Genomic DNA, 16,460 nt, shown 5'->3' with positions numbered 1-16,460 from the left:
TGAGGGGCCTCCTTAACTCTCTGGCAATCCGATCCGGCAAATGGGGCCGTTGAGATCCTGCGGCATTAGCACAACAATAGTTGGCGCTATCCGCATTAATGGCTCGAATAGTATGTTAAGGATTTGCTTGTTTGAGATAGCTCCATAATTCCTTCGTGCCAATGATTGATGGGGAGGTGAGACGGCGCCCCCAGAAGCTTTTTGGCAGCAACTGATAGGCCTGTAGAATTGTAGATGATGACATTTCCCTGCTCGCGTTCAAGAACGAACGATCGGACAACAACGCCGGACTGAAAAGGCAAAGCAACAGCAGGCGTTACACGAAGACCTTTGATAGGGGACGGAAGGCCGCTAGCCACTCCATTATCCATCGAGCTTATCTCCACAAGGAGCCGAACCACGGGTGTCGCCCATGATATTATCATACATGGTTGTGAACGACCTGGACACGCTGGTCAGTGCGGCTTTGGCCGGCGCCCGGCCGTCCGAGTATCGTCCTGGCAGGTTCCGCCCTGCCTTTGTTGGCGTTGTCGATGAATGGGCACTCTTTCGTCGGGTGGTTTCGCCCCGTAGCTCAATTGGTCGGTTTTGGTCGAGGAAGATCGAAAATGCTTTATCTTTCATTGGAGGTTGACTGTCACTCTCTCCGCCGCACTGCAATAGCCGGGTGGAATTCCGACGAAGGGCACGACGCCCTAACGGCATGGCGGGACCGAAAATGCTCGCCTCCGATTTTCCGCGACGGAGGAGCCAAGCAAGCGGCCTGTCATGCCAAGAATGCACAAGAGCGCGTCTCGATCAGGCATGGCGGTCGCGGCTGAGATATCGGTTGCGGGCTTCGGGCCGAATGGGTTGTCGAGAGGTTGCAGGGTCTTCTGCTCGAGATCGAAATAGCCGAGATCATAGTGCATGAAGCTGACGAGCCAGATTCCCTCATCGACTTCCTTGATGCCGAGCTTTTGGCCGGCCAGGACGGTTGAGACGTTGATCTTCTTGCGATGCAGGCACCGGCGGCCGCAGGCGGTGACAACGACGTCGCGGTCGTGAAAGGGATAGCTCAAGTCCGGCGGGCCGGCATAGGTGCGTGCCGAGGCGGTATAGAGCTCGGCAGGGCACTTCATGCCGAGCCTCGTGGGGACGCTCGGTGTTGAACTCGTGCACGAAGGCATCGAAGCGTTCCTGCTGCTGCAGGCTATTGAAGCCTGGCGGCCGGGTCGCTTCCTTCTTGAGGGTGAGGTGCATGCGCTCATGCCGGCCGTTCTGCTGCGGATGGCCTGGTTTGATGCGCTCGATCGCGATACCGAGCCGGAGCCACCACACCGAGAGCCTGGAGAGGTTGAACAGGGCATTGGGACTGGCAAAGGGCACACCATTGTCGGAGCGGATGGCGAGCGGCAAGCCGCGCTCGTGGAACAGTCGTTCGAAAGCCGTAATTGCGGGGTCTTCGCGCGTCGAGTCGAGCGCCTCGCACATCAGCAGCAAGCGCGCGGCATGATCGCTGACGGTCAACGGGAAGCAGTAGCGGCCATTGCAGAGCTTGAACTCGTCTTTGACGTCGACGCACCAGAGATCGTTGGGAGCCAGTCCCTGGGACAACGGCGTGCCGCGCGCGCGGTGCTGCAGCCCACCACCGCGCTTGACGAGGCTGTGGCGGTCGAGGACCGCATGGATGGTGCTTTTGGCCGGCACCCGGACGTCGCCGTCGAGCCGCCGCATCAGCAGCTCGCGGAGCTTGCGCGCGCCCCAGTGCGGCTTCTCGGCCTTGAGCTGGACAATCAGGATCTCGATCGGGGCCGGCAGCTGGTTGGCGTAGCGAACCGCCCGCCTGGAGCGGTCGCTGAGCGCCTCCAGGCCATGCTCCTTGACTAAGCTGTTTGGGTCTCTTGGCCAGCTTCCGTTCAACGGGGCGGGCTCGACGCGCGCCGGGTATGGCAATGGATCTTGAACCGAGCCGGGAAATGCGGAGCGCGGCCGGACCACTGGCTTCCGGCGCTGACACACGTACTCAGTCTCCCAGTCCGTTCACGCAATCGTTTTCAAATAGAGGCTTGGATCGAAATATTTGCTTGCCGGCGTAAAGTCCTTGATGCCGGCATTGGCCATGAAGAAGTCGGTCGATTGCTGCAGCCAGTTGGTGACCGTGCCGTCGGAATACATCCGCTTCCAGTCCCGCGATGAGAACATCTTCTGCGCCTTGAACGACTCGTTAATATCGGCCATCGGCGTCTGGCTGTAATGGCCCTTCTGCAGCTTTTCCATCGCTTCGGTGCTGTTCGCGATGATGTAGTCATTGGCATCGGACCAGCCACGGATCAGCTTCGCCAGCGTTTCCTTGTTGGGTTCGTAATAGTCATTGGCCGCGGCCCAGCCGCCGATGATCGCGGCTTGCGGATAATAGGCGGAAGCATCGGCGAGCTTGACCGCGCCCGGCATCTTGTCGCGAACCGTCACGTTGAATGGCACCCAGAGCGCGACGGCAGGCACCGCGCCGGAGACGAATGCGGTCACGGCCGCCGGCATGGTCTGGTTGACGAGCTCGACCTCCTTGGGGTCGATCTTGTTGGCGCGCAAGGCGCGATCCAGGAACACATGGGCAGTGGTGCCGGTCGCGGTCGCGATGCGCTTGCCCTTCAGGTCCTCGAACGACTTGATGCCCTGGTCGCCGCGCACCCAGAGCTGCGCGGTCGCGACCTCGATGTCGTTGATCAGGAAGACCTTGCCCTGGCCGCGGGCCGGGAAGTTCGAGACGACGGCGCCTGTCGCCAGGACATCGAGGCTGCCGCCGATCAGCGCCTGGAAGATTTCGAGGCCGGTGTTGAACTGCCGCAGCTCGAGATCCAGCCCCTGCTTTTCAAAGGAGCCGCGGTCCATGCCGGTCCAGATCTGCCCGTCGACAGCAACGGTGTGGAGATAGCCGACACGGACCTTGGTCTTGGCCTGCGCGATCGCCGGCGCTGCGGCCGTGAAGCTTCCCACGACAAGCCCGGCCGTCGTGGTCAGAAATTGTCGCCGATCCATAGGTCGTCCTCCGCTGCGTTCTTATTCCGAGAATGAGACCGGGCGCATCTGCGCCTGCTGGGCGCGATACTCGTCCATCACGAGCTGCCTGATGTAGCTGCGCAGCTCGCCGAATTCGGGCCGCTCCTGGATCGATTCATCGCGCGGATAGGCGAACGGCACGTCGATGATCTGCCTGATCCGCGCTGGCCGCGCGGTCACCACCACGATGCGGGAGGCGAGGTAGATCGCCTCCTCCACGGAGTGGGTGATCAGCATGACCGTCTTGCCTTCGGTCTGGAGCACCTTGAGCAGCAGATTCTGCATGTTGGAGCGGGTCTGGGCGTCGAGCGCACCGAACGGCTCGTCCATCAGCAGGAACTGCGGCTTGACGGCGTAAGCGCGCGCGATCGCGAGCCGCTGACGCATGCCGCCGGACAAATGCTTTGGATAGGAGTTGGCGAAGTCCGACAGCCCCATCAGGCCGAGATAATGATCGCAGATCGCCTCACGTTCGCCGGCCGGAACGTGATTGGCCCGGAGCGTCAGGCCGAAGCCGATGTTCTGCTTCACCGTCAGCCACGGGAACACGCCATATTCCTGGAAGATGACGCCGCGCTCGGGACCGGGTCTTGCCACCGGACGTCCATCGAACAGCACGCTTCCCGTCGTCGGCTTCTGGAAGCCGGCGAGCATGCTCATCATCGTGGTCTTGCCGCAGCCTGAGGGGCCGATAACCGCGATGAAATCGCCATCGTTGACGTCGTAGCTGACATCCTCGACGACGTTGAGGCGTCCCTTCGGGGTCTCGAAGGCAAGCGAAACCTTGTTGAACTGTGCACGCGTGGTCATGCGATGGCCCGATCCTGCCAGACCAGCAATCGGGCCGTGATCTTGCGCAGGATCATGTCCATGATCAGCGCGATCAGGCCGATGCAGATAATGCCGACATAGATGACGTCGAGCAGGAAGTAGGTCGAGCCATTCTGTATCATGGCGCCGAGCCCGCGTTGGGCCGCGATCAGCTCGGATGCCACCAGCGTTGCCCAAGCGACTCCCAACGCGACGCGCAGCGCGGTGAGGATGTGCGGAACGGTGAGGGGAATGATGACCTTGCGAAAAATCTCGGCCTGATTGGCGCCGAGCGTCTGCGCGACGCGGATGTAGAGCGGCGTGATCTGCGAGACACCCTCGTACATCACGATCACGCCGGAGAAGAATGAAGCGTAGAACAGGATGACGAGCTTTGCGAGCTCGTCCACGCCGAAATAGACGATCACGAGCGGGATCAACGCGATCGGCGGCAGCGCACGGAAGAAGTTGATCATGGGGTCGGCGAAGGTGCGGGCCGGGCGATACCATCCGAGCAGGAAGCCGACGGGCACCGCGACGAGGATCCCGAGCGAGACGCCGAAAAAGACGCGCCTAGTCGAGGCGAAGATGTCGATCAGAAGGCCTTCCTTGGTGAGAAGCTCGACGAACTTCGCGGCGACCTGGTGCGGGGCGGGGATCAGCGATGCGTTGACGAAGCCGCTCCAGCGAACGGCATACCAGAGCAGGATCGCACCGATCCACGGTATCAACCCGAGACCAAAGCGTCTCACGCCAGCTCCGTCCATTCGACGCGTCCACCCGGATTGCATTTGATGTTTGGCAAGTCATATTATAAATAGGAGGACCATACAAGGGGCGCTTTCGTCGTAGGCGCCGAAGGCTTTTCCGCGCATGACATCGCCGCCTTTCACTATCCGGAGCGTCCAGGCCTTTGGCTTCCGCTATCCGCTGACGACACCAGTCATCACCTCGTTCGGGCGGATGGTGGACCGGCCGGCCGTGTTCGTTCGGGTCGAGGACGCGGATGGTCACGTGGGCTGGGGCGAGGTCTGGTGCAATTTTCCCGCGCCGGGCGCCGAGCATCGCGTTCGGCTGGTCAACGAGGTATTGGCACCGGCGCTTATCGGATTCAGGACAAGCGAACCTGCTGCCGCATTCGAGCGATTGACGCGAGGAACTTCGGTGCTCGCGTTGCAATCCGGCGAAGCGGGCCCATTCGCGCAATCGATCGCCGGCATCGATCTCGCCGTCTGGGATCTCCATGCGCGCCGCCAGAACGTTGCGTTGTGGAAACTGCTCGGCGGATCGCGGAACCGAATCAAGGTCTATGCCAGCGGCATCAATCCAGTCGGATCGGAACGAACGGCGGAAGCAGCCCTCGGCCGCGGCTACCACGCCTTGAAGCTGAAGATCGGCTTCGATCCGGCAGGTGACCGAGCCAATCTCGCCGCGCTGCGGCGCCTCGTCGGCGACGGCATGCTCGCAGCCGACGTCAACCAGGGTTGGACCATCGCGCAGGCGCTCGAGCTTGCGCCGCAGCTCGCGCCGTTCGGCCTTGCCTGGCTCGAGGAGCCCATCCGCGCGGACCGCCCGCGCCAGGAATGGAAGCAGCTTCACAAGACGATCCGCTTTCCGCTCGCGGCCGGTGAGAACATCGCGAGCCACGCTGGCTTTGCCGAGGTGCTGAGCGAGCCGGTTCTCGGTGTCGTACAGCCCGACATCGCCAAGTGGGGCGGGCTTTCGGCTTGCGCAGGCATCGCCCGCGACATCCTGACCTCAGGTAAGATGTTCTGTCCGCATTATCTCGGCGCTGGCATCGGCCTCTTGGCGTCGGCGCATCTTCTGGCCGGCGTCGGCGGCGAGGGACTGCTGGAGGTCGACAGCAACGAGAACCCGCTGCGCGACCAATTCTGCGGCTGCGTGCTTGACGTCAGCGATGGAATGATCGAGCTCGGCGACGAGGCGGGTCTCGGCATCGAGCCCGATCTTGCCTCAATCGAACAATACCGGAGCGCCTGATGTCGGGGCTCGGCTACGACTACATCATCGTCGGCGCGGGTTCGGCCGGTTGCGTGATCGCAAACAGGTTGTCGGCCGATCCTGCCTGCCGCGTGCTGCTGCTCGAAGCCGGTGGTTCGGATCGGAATTTCTGGCTCAAGCTACCGGTCGGGTACTACCGGACTATCTACAACGAGCGCTTCTCGCGCCTGTTCAAGACTGAGCCGTCGGAAGGGAGCGGCGGCCGCGCCATCGTCTGGCCGCGCGGCCAGGTGCTGGGCGGGTCATCGTCGATCAACGGCCTGATCTTCATCCGCGGCCAGCACGAGGATTTTGACGACTGGGAACGTCTCGGCGCTGACGGCTGGAGCTATCGCGACGTGCTGCCCTATTTCCGGCGCTATGAGCGGTACCGCGGCGGCGAGAGCCAGTTTCACGGCGGCCTCGGTGAGTTCGAGGTTTCCGATCTCCGGAACGACAACGCGGCATCGAGGGCCTGGGTAGAGGCGGGCGTGCAGTTCGGCCTGCCGCTCAATCCCGACTTCAACGGCGCGACGACGCTTGGCGTCGGCACCTATCAGCTTGGCATCGGGCGGCATTGGCGGACCAGCTCGGCATCCGCCTTTCTTCGACCCATTGCCGACCGTCGCAACCTCACCATCATCACGCATGCACAGGTGAGCAAGATTACTTTCAGCGGCCGCGTCGCGACCGGCGTCGAGTGGATCAGCAAAGGGCAGGTCCACAACGCGACAGCTGATCGCGAGGTCATCCTGTCCAGCGGCGCGCTGCAATCGCCGCAAATCCTCCAGCTCTCCGGTGTCGGTCCGGCCGACCTGCTCCGCAAGCACGGCATTCCTGTCGTTGCCGACTCGCCCGAAGTCGGCTCCAATCTGCAGGACCATTACCAAGCCCGGCTGATCGTGCGCCTGAAGGAGCGGATCTCGCTCAATGACCAGGTCCGACATCCCGTCGAGCTCGCGAAGATGGGGTTGCAATGGATGCTGGCGGGGCGGGGGCCTTTGACGGTGGGGGCGGGGCAGGTGGGCGGAGCGGCCTGCACCGAATATGCGGTTGGCGGCCGTCCGGACGTGCAGTTCAACGTGATGCCGCTTTCTGTCGATAAGCCCGGCGAACCCCTCCACCGATATTCCGGCTTCACGGCCTCGGTCTGGCAATGCCACGGCCGATCGCGCGGACAGCTTGCGATCCGCTCGGCCGATCCATTCGAGCAGCCGCGGATCGCGCCCAACTATTTTGCCGAAGAGATCGACCGCAAGACCATCGTTGCGGGCCTGAAGATCTTGCGCGAGATCTATCAGCAAAAGGCGTTTCGCCCACTCTGGGACGTCGAAATGGTTCCGGGTAAAGCCGCAAGCGATGATGCCGGGCTGTGGGATTTCGCGCGCAACACCGGAGGCACGGTGTTTCACTGCGTCGGGACCTGCCGTATGGGCAGGGACGAGCGCGCAGTGCTCGATCCGCAGCTGCGTGTGCGCGGCGTCGAGCGGCTGCGCGTGATCGACGCCTCGGTGATGCCGCAGATCACCTCGGCCAACACCAATGCGACCAGCCTGATGATTGGCGAACGGGGTGCGGCCCTTGTCATGTTCTGATTGGGACGCTTGATTCTTGGAGGGCGAGGTGGAATTGAGTTCCGACAGTCACGTCCCCAAATACGCGCAGATTGCCGATATTTTTCGCCAGCGGATCGCGCGCGGAGTCTGGACCCAAGGTTTTCGCCTGCCGGCCAACGAGGAACTGGCGGCCGAGTTCGGCGTCTCGCGCGTCACCATCAGGCAAGCAGTCGAGCTGCTCGCCCGCGATGGTGTCATCGAGGCGCAGCAGGGCCGCGGTACCTTCGTCACCGGGACTGTGCGACAGGACCGCTGGCTCAAGGTCGAGACCACCCTGTCCGATCTCGCGGACATGTACCGCGACACTTCGCCGGAGATCATCAACATCTCGGAAAGCCGGAGCGATGCGCCGCTGCTTCCCGGAGACGGCAAGCCGGCCGAGAAATATGTCTTCATGCGCCGTCTGCACTCGCGCCAGAAACAGCCTTACTGCGTCATCTCCATCTATCTCGATGAGAAAATCTTCCGCAGGTCTCCAAAGCGCTTTCGCAAAGAGACCGTGATCCCGATCCTCAACGATCTCAGAGATCCCGCGATCGCCAGCGCCCGTCAGACGTTGACGATTGGAACCGCAGACATCGAGGCGGCGCGGCTGCTGCGCGTTCCTCTCAACTCTCCGGTTGCCGAAGTCCGCCGTGTCTTCACGACCGAGGACCGCACCGTGATCTATCTCGGCGAAGTGACCTATCGCGGCGATTTTGTTCGGATCGACATAGATCTAAGACCATAGCGCGCAAGGTTCATCGCGAAAACAGCTCCTGGTTCCGCCGTTCGAGCTCTTCCCCGTAGGTGCGCAGCACATGGGATTCGCTCAGGGTGCCGATTGCGGCGCGATGGTCGGCGCGGTCAACGACCGCGAGCACGTCGGCTTCGCTCCGTTCAAACGCCTTCAGGATATCGCGAACCGACGTGGTAGGCAGCAGGCACTCATCCTGCTGCTGAGCGAGCGACCCGAGCGGCTCGTCATCCCGATTGGAGACGGAATGCAGCGTCGCCGCCGCGACGATGCCGGCATAGCGGCCATTCGGATCGCGCAGCACGACCTGTCGGACCTGCGCCGGCGAAAACAGCCTTTGCGCCTCGCCGATCGGCATCGTGGTCAGTGCATTCTCGAAGTCGGTGCGCATCAGGGAGGCCGCGCTCATCTGACGGACCCAGCCGACGTCCTGCGGACCGCGGATCACCTCGCCGCGCAGATGGAAGCGCCATGTCGCAAAGCTGTAGCCGAACAACTCGCGGACGATCAGCGCGCAGACCGATGATGCAACCACAGCCCCGACTGTCACGGAGAAATCGCCGGTAATCTCGAGTGCGAGACAGATCATGCTGAACGGTGCGCCGAGCACGCCGGTCCCGAGCGCCGCGAGAGCCGCGATGGCGGCGGTGCCAGGCTGAAGCGCGAACGTGGGGAGGGGGCCGGTCAGCACGATGCTGTAGAGCTGACCGATCAGCGCGCCGAGCAGCAGCGAGGCGAAGAACAGGCCGCCGCGAAAGCCGGAGCCCAGCGAGATGGCCGATGCCAGTATCTTGAGCACGATGGTGGTCGTGAGCAGGAGCCAGCTCGGATTGCTGACCAGCAGGATCTGCATCGCGCCATGGCCGGCGCCGAGCACGGTCGGCGTCAACAGCGCGAGGCCGCCGAGGAGCAGGCCTCCGAGGATCGGCCGCATGAAGCCGCTGAAAAGAGTGACCCGCTGGAAGCAACGCTCGGAAAATGCGACCGCGAGCATGACGAGGATACCGACGAACGCGCAGATGATGCCGATCAGCACGGTCTGCCCGATCATCTCGACGGACGCGGGCGTTGGGAATCCGGGCACCATCAGAAAGGACTGATGCGTCAACTGCCGCGCCACCAGCCACGCCGTGACGGCGCTAGCGATGACGGGCACGAGACCGGCGGAAGTGTAGGCCCCCAGCACGACCTCGAAGGCATAGAAGGCGCCAGCTAGCGGGGCCGAAAACGCTGCGCTGATTGCCCCCGCCGCGCCGCAGGCTACCAATAGCCGCATGTCGTTGCGGCGGGCGGCGAGGCGCTGGCCGACATGCGAGCCAAACATCGAGCAGATCTGGGTGTATCCCGCTTCCAGTCCGACCGATCCACCGAACCCGTTGGACAGCAGAGTCTGGATCGAGATCAGCAGGCTGCCGCGAAAGGAAACCCGGCCGCCATAGAGCGCGTTGGCTTCGATGGCGTCAGCGAGTTGCTGTCCCTTCACGCGCCGCGAAAAGTATAGCCCGATCAGCGCCAGGATTAGACCGCCGAGTGTCGGGATCAGCAGCGTGCGCTGCCAGGAAATCACGCCCGTGGCGCTGAGATGCGCGTCGATGGGAATGTCGAACAGCAGCGAGTGCGAAATCTGGCTGAGGCCCGAGATCGCGGCGACGAGGACACCGCTCAGCAACCCGACGACAATGGCGACCAGGACGAGACCAGTCTCGCGACTGCGCACGAAATTGCGCAAGAACTGCGGCAGCAGACTGATGCCGGGAGCAGGCGCCGGCTTCGCGGCATTTTGCGCCAACGCCATCCTATGCCGGATCCCGCAGCGGCTCGGTGCGCACGACACGGAAGCCCATGTTGCTCGACGAGCTATCGGGCGTGTTGGAGCCTCGTGCCGCTACGCGGTAGCGATTGCAGTAGGACTCGTGGCAGAGGAAGGATCCGCCGCGCGTCGAGCGGTTCGGGGCAGGCTCGCGATTCAAGGGGTCCCGTGACGGTGTGAGGGGGGCCTCGCACCATTTCCAAACATTTCCGGCGACATTATGCAGGCCGTATCCGTTCGGCGCGAAAGCATGAACGGGCGCGGTGGCGAAATGGCCATCGTCCATCGTGTTACTATGGGATTTCAGCGCGTCCAAGCTGACGGGACGCTGCCGGTCCCCGTCAAATCGAAGTGCCGTTAAGCCACGGATTGCTTTGCTCTCCTGGCTCATCCGGCAAGAAACCCGCCATCCACCGCGACCACGGCGCCGGTAGCGTATTGTGATGCCGGCATGCAGAGGAACGCGACCGCCCCCGCAATGTCCTCCGGCTGACCCCAGCGCTTGAACGCGGTGCGATCGGCGATGCGCTGATAATGCGCGCGATCGGTGCGGCCAGCTGCGTTGATCGCCGTTTCGATATAGCCGGGGGCAACCGCATTGACCCGGATGCCTTGCTCGGCCCATGCCAAGGCGAGCGCCTTGGTCAGCATCACGACGCCGCCCTTGCTGGCGCAATAGGCCGGGATTCGCGGCAGCGCCAATGTCGCGTTCATTGAGGCAATATTGACGATCGAGCCCTTTCTCTCGGCGAGAAGTGGGTGGAACGCCATGCAGGTTCGAAAAGTGCCCGTGAGATTGACGTCAAGCACCTTCATGAAGGTCTTGATCTCGTACTCCTTGTCGCGGGCGAGAATTCCGGCGCAGTTGATCAGCGCATCCACGCGCTTTTGCTGTCGGGCAAAGGAGGCGACAGCGTCGTCGTTCGTGACGTCGAGCGTCGCGAGTGTGAGTCCGGCGCGCGATTTCAGCAGGGTGCGCGCCAGATCGACCGCGTTGGCCGCTGTTGCGGTCACCGTCGCGCCGAGGTCGCAAAACTGGTTGCTGATTGCGGCGCCAATGTCGCCGGCGCCGCCGATCACCACGGCATGGAAGTCGGGCGCAAGAGAAAAATTTGAGCGCATCGGTACGGTCTCACTTCAGGATTTGAGAGGGGGAGCGGTCGATTCGCGGACCACCAGCGAGAAGTCGATCTCGCGATGCATGATGGTCTGCTCACCGGCGAGGCTGCGCACCAGATATTCCCCGGCGCGCTGCCAGGTTTCTCCGGTTGGAACGTGGATCGTGGTCAGGCTCGGCCGCAAATGGCGGCTCCAGTCGAGATCGTCGAAGCCGACCACCGACAGGTCGCGCGGCACGGAAAATCCGTCGCGCTCCGCCTCGAGCAACACGCCGTACGCGATGACATCGTTGCCGCAGACTACGGCGGTGGGACGATCCTTCAGGTTGAGGAGATAGCGGGCTGCTTCGCGCGCGTCGTCCAGCGTATAGGGCACCTCGACATGCCATTGCGGGCGAAGCTCCAGGCCGTTCTCGGTGAGCGCGCGGCGAAAGCCGGCGACGCGAGCGCTGGCGCGGTCGTTGTTGCGCTGGAGCGCTGAGACGATCCCGATGCGGCGGTGGCCGAGTTCGATGACGTGCGCGGCGGCGCGATGGGCGGCCGCTTCGTTGTTGGTTCCGACGCAAGGGTAGGGTCTATCAGGCTGGTAGATGCCGACATTGATGAAAGGCACCGCATTGTCCGCGAGCAGCTTGCGCAATCCCTCGTGATGGCAATCGCCGCGCAGCACAAGACCATCGACGCCGCGGCTGATCAAATTGCGCGCCTGCTGCAATTCGACGTCGAGATCGTAGCCGCTCGTGGTGAGAAACAGCATGTATCCGACCGTGGAGAGATACTGCTGGAGCGAGGCGATGCCGCGCGCAAACATCGTGTTGTCGATTGTCGGCACGATCGCGCCAAGGGTGCGCGAGCGGCGTGACGACAGGATGCGCGCCGGCGCGTGCGGGATGTAGCCGAGCGCGTCGATCGCCTGTTCGATGCGCGCACGCAAGGAAGGGCTCACCCTATCGGGATTGTTGAGCGCGCGAGAGACCGAGGCCGTCGAAACACCGGCGCGGGCCGCCACGGCGCGGATGCCCTGTTTCACAGACTTGGCGTGGGTCAGTCTCATGAATGTAACGTTACATCCCACAGAGCAAACCGCGCGGTAGCGGTACCGCCGTAAATCTGCCGTAGATTGTGCAGCTTGTCCATCGCTTGACACAACGGATGTGAGCTCTAGATTGTAACCGTTTTCAAGTCGTGCTCAAATGGTCTGCCAGCTTAAGGCGGCCAGCCGGGAGGAGAATTCGATGAAGGCCAGGATGCTCGCGACGCACGTCGCGTTGCCCGTTCTCGCGATTGTCGCCGTCAGCGCGCAGGCTTGTGCGGCCGATTTCGACTGGATGAAGTTCAAGGGCAAGACCGTCACCTTTCTCGCCAATAACAATCCGGTCGCGCAGGCACTGCTGACCTACAAGGCCGATTTCGAGAAGCTGACCGGCATGACCCTGAAGGTCGACGGCTATCAGGAACAGCAGATGCGCCAGCGTCTGGTCACCGTCATGAATGCGAACAGCGACGAGGTCGACGTGTTCATGACGCTGCCTTCGCGCGAAGGCGAGCAGTTCGCCGCGGCCGGCTGGTACGGCGATCTCACTGCGATGGCCAAGAACGAAGTGGCCAAGGAATACGACCTGGCCGGGCTAAGCCAGGCCCTGCTCAAGGCCGCGACCTTCGGCGGCAAGCTGACCAGCATGCCGATGAACATCGAAGGTCCGATCTTCTATTACCGCACCGACATCTTCAAGAAGTGCGGCATCGAGGCGCCGAAGACCATCAAGGACGTCGAAGCCGCCGCCGAGAAGATCAAGACCTGCGACAGCGCTGTCACGCCCTTTGTCTCGCGTGGCCTCAAGCCCGCGGTCGCCTACACCTTCAGCAACATGCTGCACAACGTCGGCGGCAGCTACATCGCAGGTGGCAAGTCGAACCTCTGCTCGGCCAAGGGCAAGGAAGCGCTCGACACCTATAGCCGGCTGCTGCGCGATTTCGGTCCGCCCGGCGTGGTCAACTACAGCTTCCAGCAGATTTCGGCGCTCTATCGCAGCGGCCGCGCCGCAATGGCGTTCGAATCCTCGAACGAATTGCGCACTGTGATGGAGGGCGGCGCACGCCTGAAGGATACCGGCCTGTTGCCGTTCCCGGCAGGCGATGCCGGCCAGGTGCCGACCACGATCGGCTGGGGCATGGCGGTGTCCTCGCGCAGCAAGCAGCCGGAAGCGGCCTGGTACTTCGTGCAGTGGGCGACCAGCCCCGAGGTGCAGAAGAAGATGGCGCTCCAGGGCATTGCCCCGCCGCGGCCGTCGGTTGCCAAGGATCCCGAGTATCGGAAGTGGATCGACGAGGAGCCGGTGCGCAAGGAATGGCAGGACGCACTCGACGTGCTCGCCACCAAAGGTTCATCGGAAGTCGGCTACCCTATCATTGCCAATCCACAATCGCGCGAGTTCATCGGTCAGGCGGTTCAGGATCTGATCCTGAAGCAGAAGAGCGTCGATCAGGCCTGTGCCGACGCAGACAAGGCGCTCGATGCGCTGATCGCGCAGAAGTAACGGTCCAATGCCGGCCGGCTTCGCGTCGGTCGGCATCTCGCTCGATCAAGGATACGGACGCATGTCGGATACGGCTGCGACATTGACGCAGGATCGGCAGAGGCTGGAGGTGTCGGCGCTCTCGGCGCCAGCCGTGATCTTCACCGTCGCGATGATCGCGTTTCCGGTCGTCTACACGATCTGGCTCAGTTTCCTGAATTTCTCCTCGACCGGCAAGCAGTCCTTTGCCGGCCTCGCCAACTATTCGAAGCTGATCTCCGATCACGAGTTCTGGCACGGGCTTTGGGTCACGATTGCGCTTTATGTGCTGTCGCTTGTGCTCCAGCTCGTCTTTGGCGTCTGGCTCGCGCTGGCGCTGTTTCACGCCAGGCGCCTGCCGGGAATCGTGCGCTCGTTATTTATCTCCCCCTTCATGATGCCGCCGGTGGTGGCGGGCATGATGTGGCTCGTGATCCTCGATCCATCGCTGGGCGCGGCCAATTATATCCTGCAATTGTTCGGCCTGCCGCCGTCGGACTGGCTGGCCTCACCGACATGGGTCATCCCGACGGTGGCGCTGATCGACAGCTGGCAGTGGACACCCTATGTCGCCTTGATCGTGCTGGGCGGTCTGCAATCCCTGCCACCGAGCGTCTACGAAGCGGCGCAGATCGACGGTGCTTCCCCGTTCAAGACCTTCCAGCGCATCACCCTGCCGCTGCTCCTGCCGACGATCGTCACCGCAGCCATCCTGCGCAGTGTCGACCTCCTGCGCTTCTTCGACATCATCTACATCACCACCCAGGGTGGCCCGGGCAACGCCTCGAACACACTCAACATCTACGGGTTCCGGGTCGGCTTTGAGTTCTTCAACATCGGGTATGCCAGTGCCCTGATGCTGACGCTGACGGCGATCGTGTTCGGTGCCGTGCTCGCCTTCAACCGCCTGCGCGGCGCAGTTGCCTGGTGACCTCATGACCGACGCAGCCACTACCGACCGCTGGATCCGTTGGCTCAACACCCTGCAGCTCGTGCTGGCCGGCGTGCTCATCATGGCGCCGACGGTCTGGATGGTGCTGTCCTCGTTCAAGCCGTCCTTTGAGGTCACGGCCTATCCGCCGACGCTGATATTCACGCCGACGCTCGACAACTACGTCGAGCTGACGAAGACCACGCCGTTCCTCAGCTATGCGCTGAACAGCCTCATTGTCACCGTCGGCTCGACCGCGCTCGGGCTGCTGTTCGGAATTCCTGCCGCTTTCGCCGTCTCCTGGACGCGGATTTCGTGGCCGGCGATCCTGACGCTCGCGGCGCGGATGGCGCCCGGCACGCTGTTCCTGCTGCCCTGGTACGTCATGTTCCGGCAGGTCGGCATGATCGGTTCCTACACGGCGCTGATACTGAGCCACGCGGTCATCACGCTGCCGATCGTGATCTGGGTGCTGCTGCCGTCCTTCGACGGCATCCCACGCAGCGTCTTCGAGGCCGCGCAGGTGGACGGATGCAGCGTCACGCGCATTCTCTGGCGCATCGCCTTGCCGCTGGTGGCGTCCGGCGTCGCGGTGTCAGCGATCCTCGCCTTCGTCTTTTCGTGGAACTACTTCCTGTTTGCGCTTGTGCTCTCCAACGGCGACACCAAGACGCTGATCGCGGCGGCCTTCAACTTCATCGGCGAAGGCTCAACGCAATGGGGCGCTCTCATGGCCGCGGCGACGCTGATCGCATTGCCGCCGCTGGTGCTGGCGGCCCTGGTTCAGCGTTGGCTGGTGTCCGGGCTGACGCTCGGGGCGGTGAAAGGCTAGGTATCTGATGAACGTATCACCCCGACCGAATTCAATCATGCACGCTGCGGTCTTCCATGGTGGCGACCGCATCACCATCGAGCGCGTGGCAATGCCCGATGTCGGCACTGGTGAGGTGCTGGTGCGCGTCTCGCGCACCGCGCTGTGCGGCTCAGACTTTAAGCTCTGGCACAACGGCGCCGAGTTCACCGCCGGTCATGAGATCTTCGGCGTCGTCGAGCAGCCCGGCCACCGCCTGCATGGTCGTCGCTGCGCCGTCTATATTCCCCTCCATTGCGACCACTGCGCGGCCTGCCAGCGCGGCGATACCCAGATGTGCCTGGAGGTTTCGAGCCTGATTGGCTGGAACCGACCGGGCGGCTATGCCGAATACGTGCCGGTGCCGGAAAACTGCCTGCTGCCGGTGCCCGATGACGTCGAGGACAGCCTCGGGCCATTGCTGCTCGACACCATCGGCACGTCCGGCCATGCCGTGCGCTTCGTCAGCCACGTGGTGCCGGCGAGTGAGGCCGGCCCGGTCCTCGTGATGGGCGCAGGGCCGGTCGGCCTCGGTGTCGTGCTGGCGCTGCGCGCGCTCGGCTATAACGACATCCACGTGGCCGATCCGAACGCGGCGCGTCTGAAGATCGCACAATCGTTTGGCGCGAAGGCGCATCCGGTCGGGGACACCTCGAAGCGCTTCGCTCTCATCATGGAATGCTCCGGCGCGCATGCGGCGCGCAACCTCGGCATCGAGCTTGTCCTGCCGCGTGGCGCTCTGGTGCTGGTCGGCGAGAACGCCGCGCCCTGGACCATCGAAGAGGGCAAGGTGTTCCGCCGCAAGGACTTCTACATGATCCGGACCTTCTACTTCCCGGTCTCGGATTTCGAGCCGAACATCGAGCTGCTGCGCAAGTACAAGGACGAATACCGCGTCCTCGTCGACGGCGAGTTCGGCCTGTCGGCCCTGCCCGAGAATTTCGCGCGCTTTGCGAGGGGCGAGCTGATCAAGCCGGTACTGGCGCTGGATTAA

14 protein-coding genes and 1 pseudogene are annotated in these 16,460 nt (G+C 63.0%); 7 read left to right on the top strand and 8 right to left on the bottom strand.

Annotated features, from left to right (window positions below; translation table 11 throughout):
• Positions 1–836: 836 nt before the first annotated feature.
• The 4 genes and pseudogenes from AC5ZG1_RS33665 to AC5ZG1_RS33650 form a co-directional block, all read right to left on the bottom strand.
• Positions 837–1,863: pseudogene (locus AC5ZG1_RS33665) on the bottom strand (integrase core domain-containing protein); the annotation flags it as partial.
• A gap of 159 nt (positions 1,864–2,022) precedes the next feature.
• Positions 2,023–3,018: an ABC transporter substrate-binding protein gene (locus tag AC5ZG1_RS33660; protein WP_496135394.1), complete on the bottom strand. Its 996-nt coding sequence runs from the start codon at positions 3,016–3,018 to the stop codon at positions 2,023–2,025.
• 21 nt (positions 3,019–3,039) lie between these two features.
• Positions 3,040–3,849, bottom strand: a complete 810-nt coding sequence (locus AC5ZG1_RS33655) for an ABC transporter ATP-binding protein (RefSeq protein WP_496135393.1) — start codon at positions 3,847–3,849, stop codon at positions 3,040–3,042.
• Complete coding sequence (locus AC5ZG1_RS33650; protein ID WP_456645137.1) at positions 3,846–4,601, bottom strand: ABC transporter permease; 756 nt, start codon at positions 4,599–4,601, stop codon at positions 3,846–3,848. Before AC5ZG1_RS33650 ends, AC5ZG1_RS33655 begins: the two co-directional genes overlap by 4 nt.
• A gap of 121 nt (positions 4,602–4,722) precedes the next feature.
• Here AC5ZG1_RS33650 and AC5ZG1_RS33645 point away from each other — a divergent pair, with 121 nt between their 5' ends.
• From AC5ZG1_RS33645 to AC5ZG1_RS33635, 3 genes are read left to right on the top strand one after another with little or no spacing between them, the layout of a single operon-like run.
• Positions 4,723–5,850, top strand: a complete 1,128-nt coding sequence (locus AC5ZG1_RS33645; RefSeq protein ID WP_496135392.1) for a mandelate racemase/muconate lactonizing enzyme family protein — start codon at positions 4,723–4,725, stop codon at positions 5,848–5,850.
• Complete coding sequence (locus AC5ZG1_RS33640) at positions 5,850–7,445, top strand: GMC family oxidoreductase (protein ID WP_496135391.1); 1,596 nt, start codon at positions 5,850–5,852, stop codon at positions 7,443–7,445. The genes AC5ZG1_RS33645 and AC5ZG1_RS33640 overlap by 1 nt, the downstream gene beginning before the upstream one ends.
• Before the next feature lie 28 nt (positions 7,446–7,473).
• Positions 7,474–8,196 (top strand): GntR family transcriptional regulator, encoded by a 723-nt coding sequence (locus AC5ZG1_RS33635; RefSeq protein ID WP_496135390.1) that lies wholly within the window; start codon positions 7,474–7,476, stop codon positions 8,194–8,196.
• Positions 8,197–8,206: 10 nt separating this feature from the next.
• On the opposite strand, the gene AC5ZG1_RS33630 is transcribed toward AC5ZG1_RS33635, so the two are convergent.
• From AC5ZG1_RS33630 to AC5ZG1_RS33615, 4 genes are read right to left on the bottom strand one after another with little or no spacing between them, the layout of a single operon-like run.
• The gene (locus AC5ZG1_RS33630; RefSeq protein ID WP_496135389.1) at positions 8,207–9,997 is read right to left on the bottom strand and encodes a chloride channel protein; all 1,791 of its coding nucleotides are present in this window, start codon (positions 9,995–9,997) and stop codon (positions 8,207–8,209) included.
• A 1-nt stretch (position 9,998) separates the two neighbouring features.
• Positions 9,999–10,403: a formylglycine-generating enzyme family protein gene (locus tag AC5ZG1_RS33625; protein WP_496135388.1), complete on the bottom strand. Its 405-nt coding sequence runs from the start codon at positions 10,401–10,403 to the stop codon at positions 9,999–10,001.
• Entirely contained in the window at positions 10,400–11,134 is a 735-nt protein-coding gene (locus AC5ZG1_RS33620) for an SDR family NAD(P)-dependent oxidoreductase (RefSeq protein ID WP_496135387.1), read from the bottom strand. Before AC5ZG1_RS33620 ends, AC5ZG1_RS33625 begins: the two co-directional genes overlap by 4 nt.
• Before the next feature lie 15 nt (positions 11,135–11,149).
• Positions 11,150–12,184 carry a LacI family DNA-binding transcriptional regulator gene (locus tag AC5ZG1_RS33615; protein ID WP_496135386.1) on the bottom strand — a complete coding sequence of 345 codons (1,035 nt, stop codon included), beginning with the start codon at positions 12,182–12,184 and terminating at the stop codon, positions 11,150–11,152.
• 181 nt (positions 12,185–12,365) lie between these two features.
• Here AC5ZG1_RS33615 and AC5ZG1_RS33610 point away from each other — a divergent pair, with 181 nt between their 5' ends.
• The 4 genes from AC5ZG1_RS33610 to AC5ZG1_RS33595 all read left to right on the top strand — a co-directional run bounded on the left by AC5ZG1_RS33610 (position 12,366) and on the right by AC5ZG1_RS33595 (position 16,460).
• Complete coding sequence (locus AC5ZG1_RS33610; RefSeq protein WP_496135385.1) at positions 12,366–13,667, top strand: ABC transporter substrate-binding protein; 1,302 nt, start codon at positions 12,366–12,368, stop codon at positions 13,665–13,667.
• A gap of 61 nt (positions 13,668–13,728) precedes the next feature.
• A complete protein-coding gene (locus tag AC5ZG1_RS33605; protein WP_496135384.1) occupies positions 13,729–14,616 on the top strand; it encodes a carbohydrate ABC transporter permease in 888 nt (295 codons plus the stop codon).
• Positions 14,617–14,620: 4 nt separating this feature from the next.
• Complete coding sequence (locus AC5ZG1_RS33600) at positions 14,621–15,448, top strand: carbohydrate ABC transporter permease (protein WP_496135383.1); 828 nt, start codon at positions 14,621–14,623, stop codon at positions 15,446–15,448.
• A 7-nt stretch (positions 15,449–15,455) separates the two neighbouring features.
• Positions 15,456–16,460, top strand: coding sequence for an alcohol dehydrogenase catalytic domain-containing protein (locus tag AC5ZG1_RS33595; protein ID WP_496135382.1), 1,005 nt, complete (start codon positions 15,456–15,458; stop codon positions 16,458–16,460).

The organism is Bradyrhizobium sp. Leo78 (assembly GCF_059512425.1).
The sequence above is the reverse complement of the archived record's forward strand: the minus strand, read 5'-3'. Positions and strand labels throughout refer to the sequence as shown.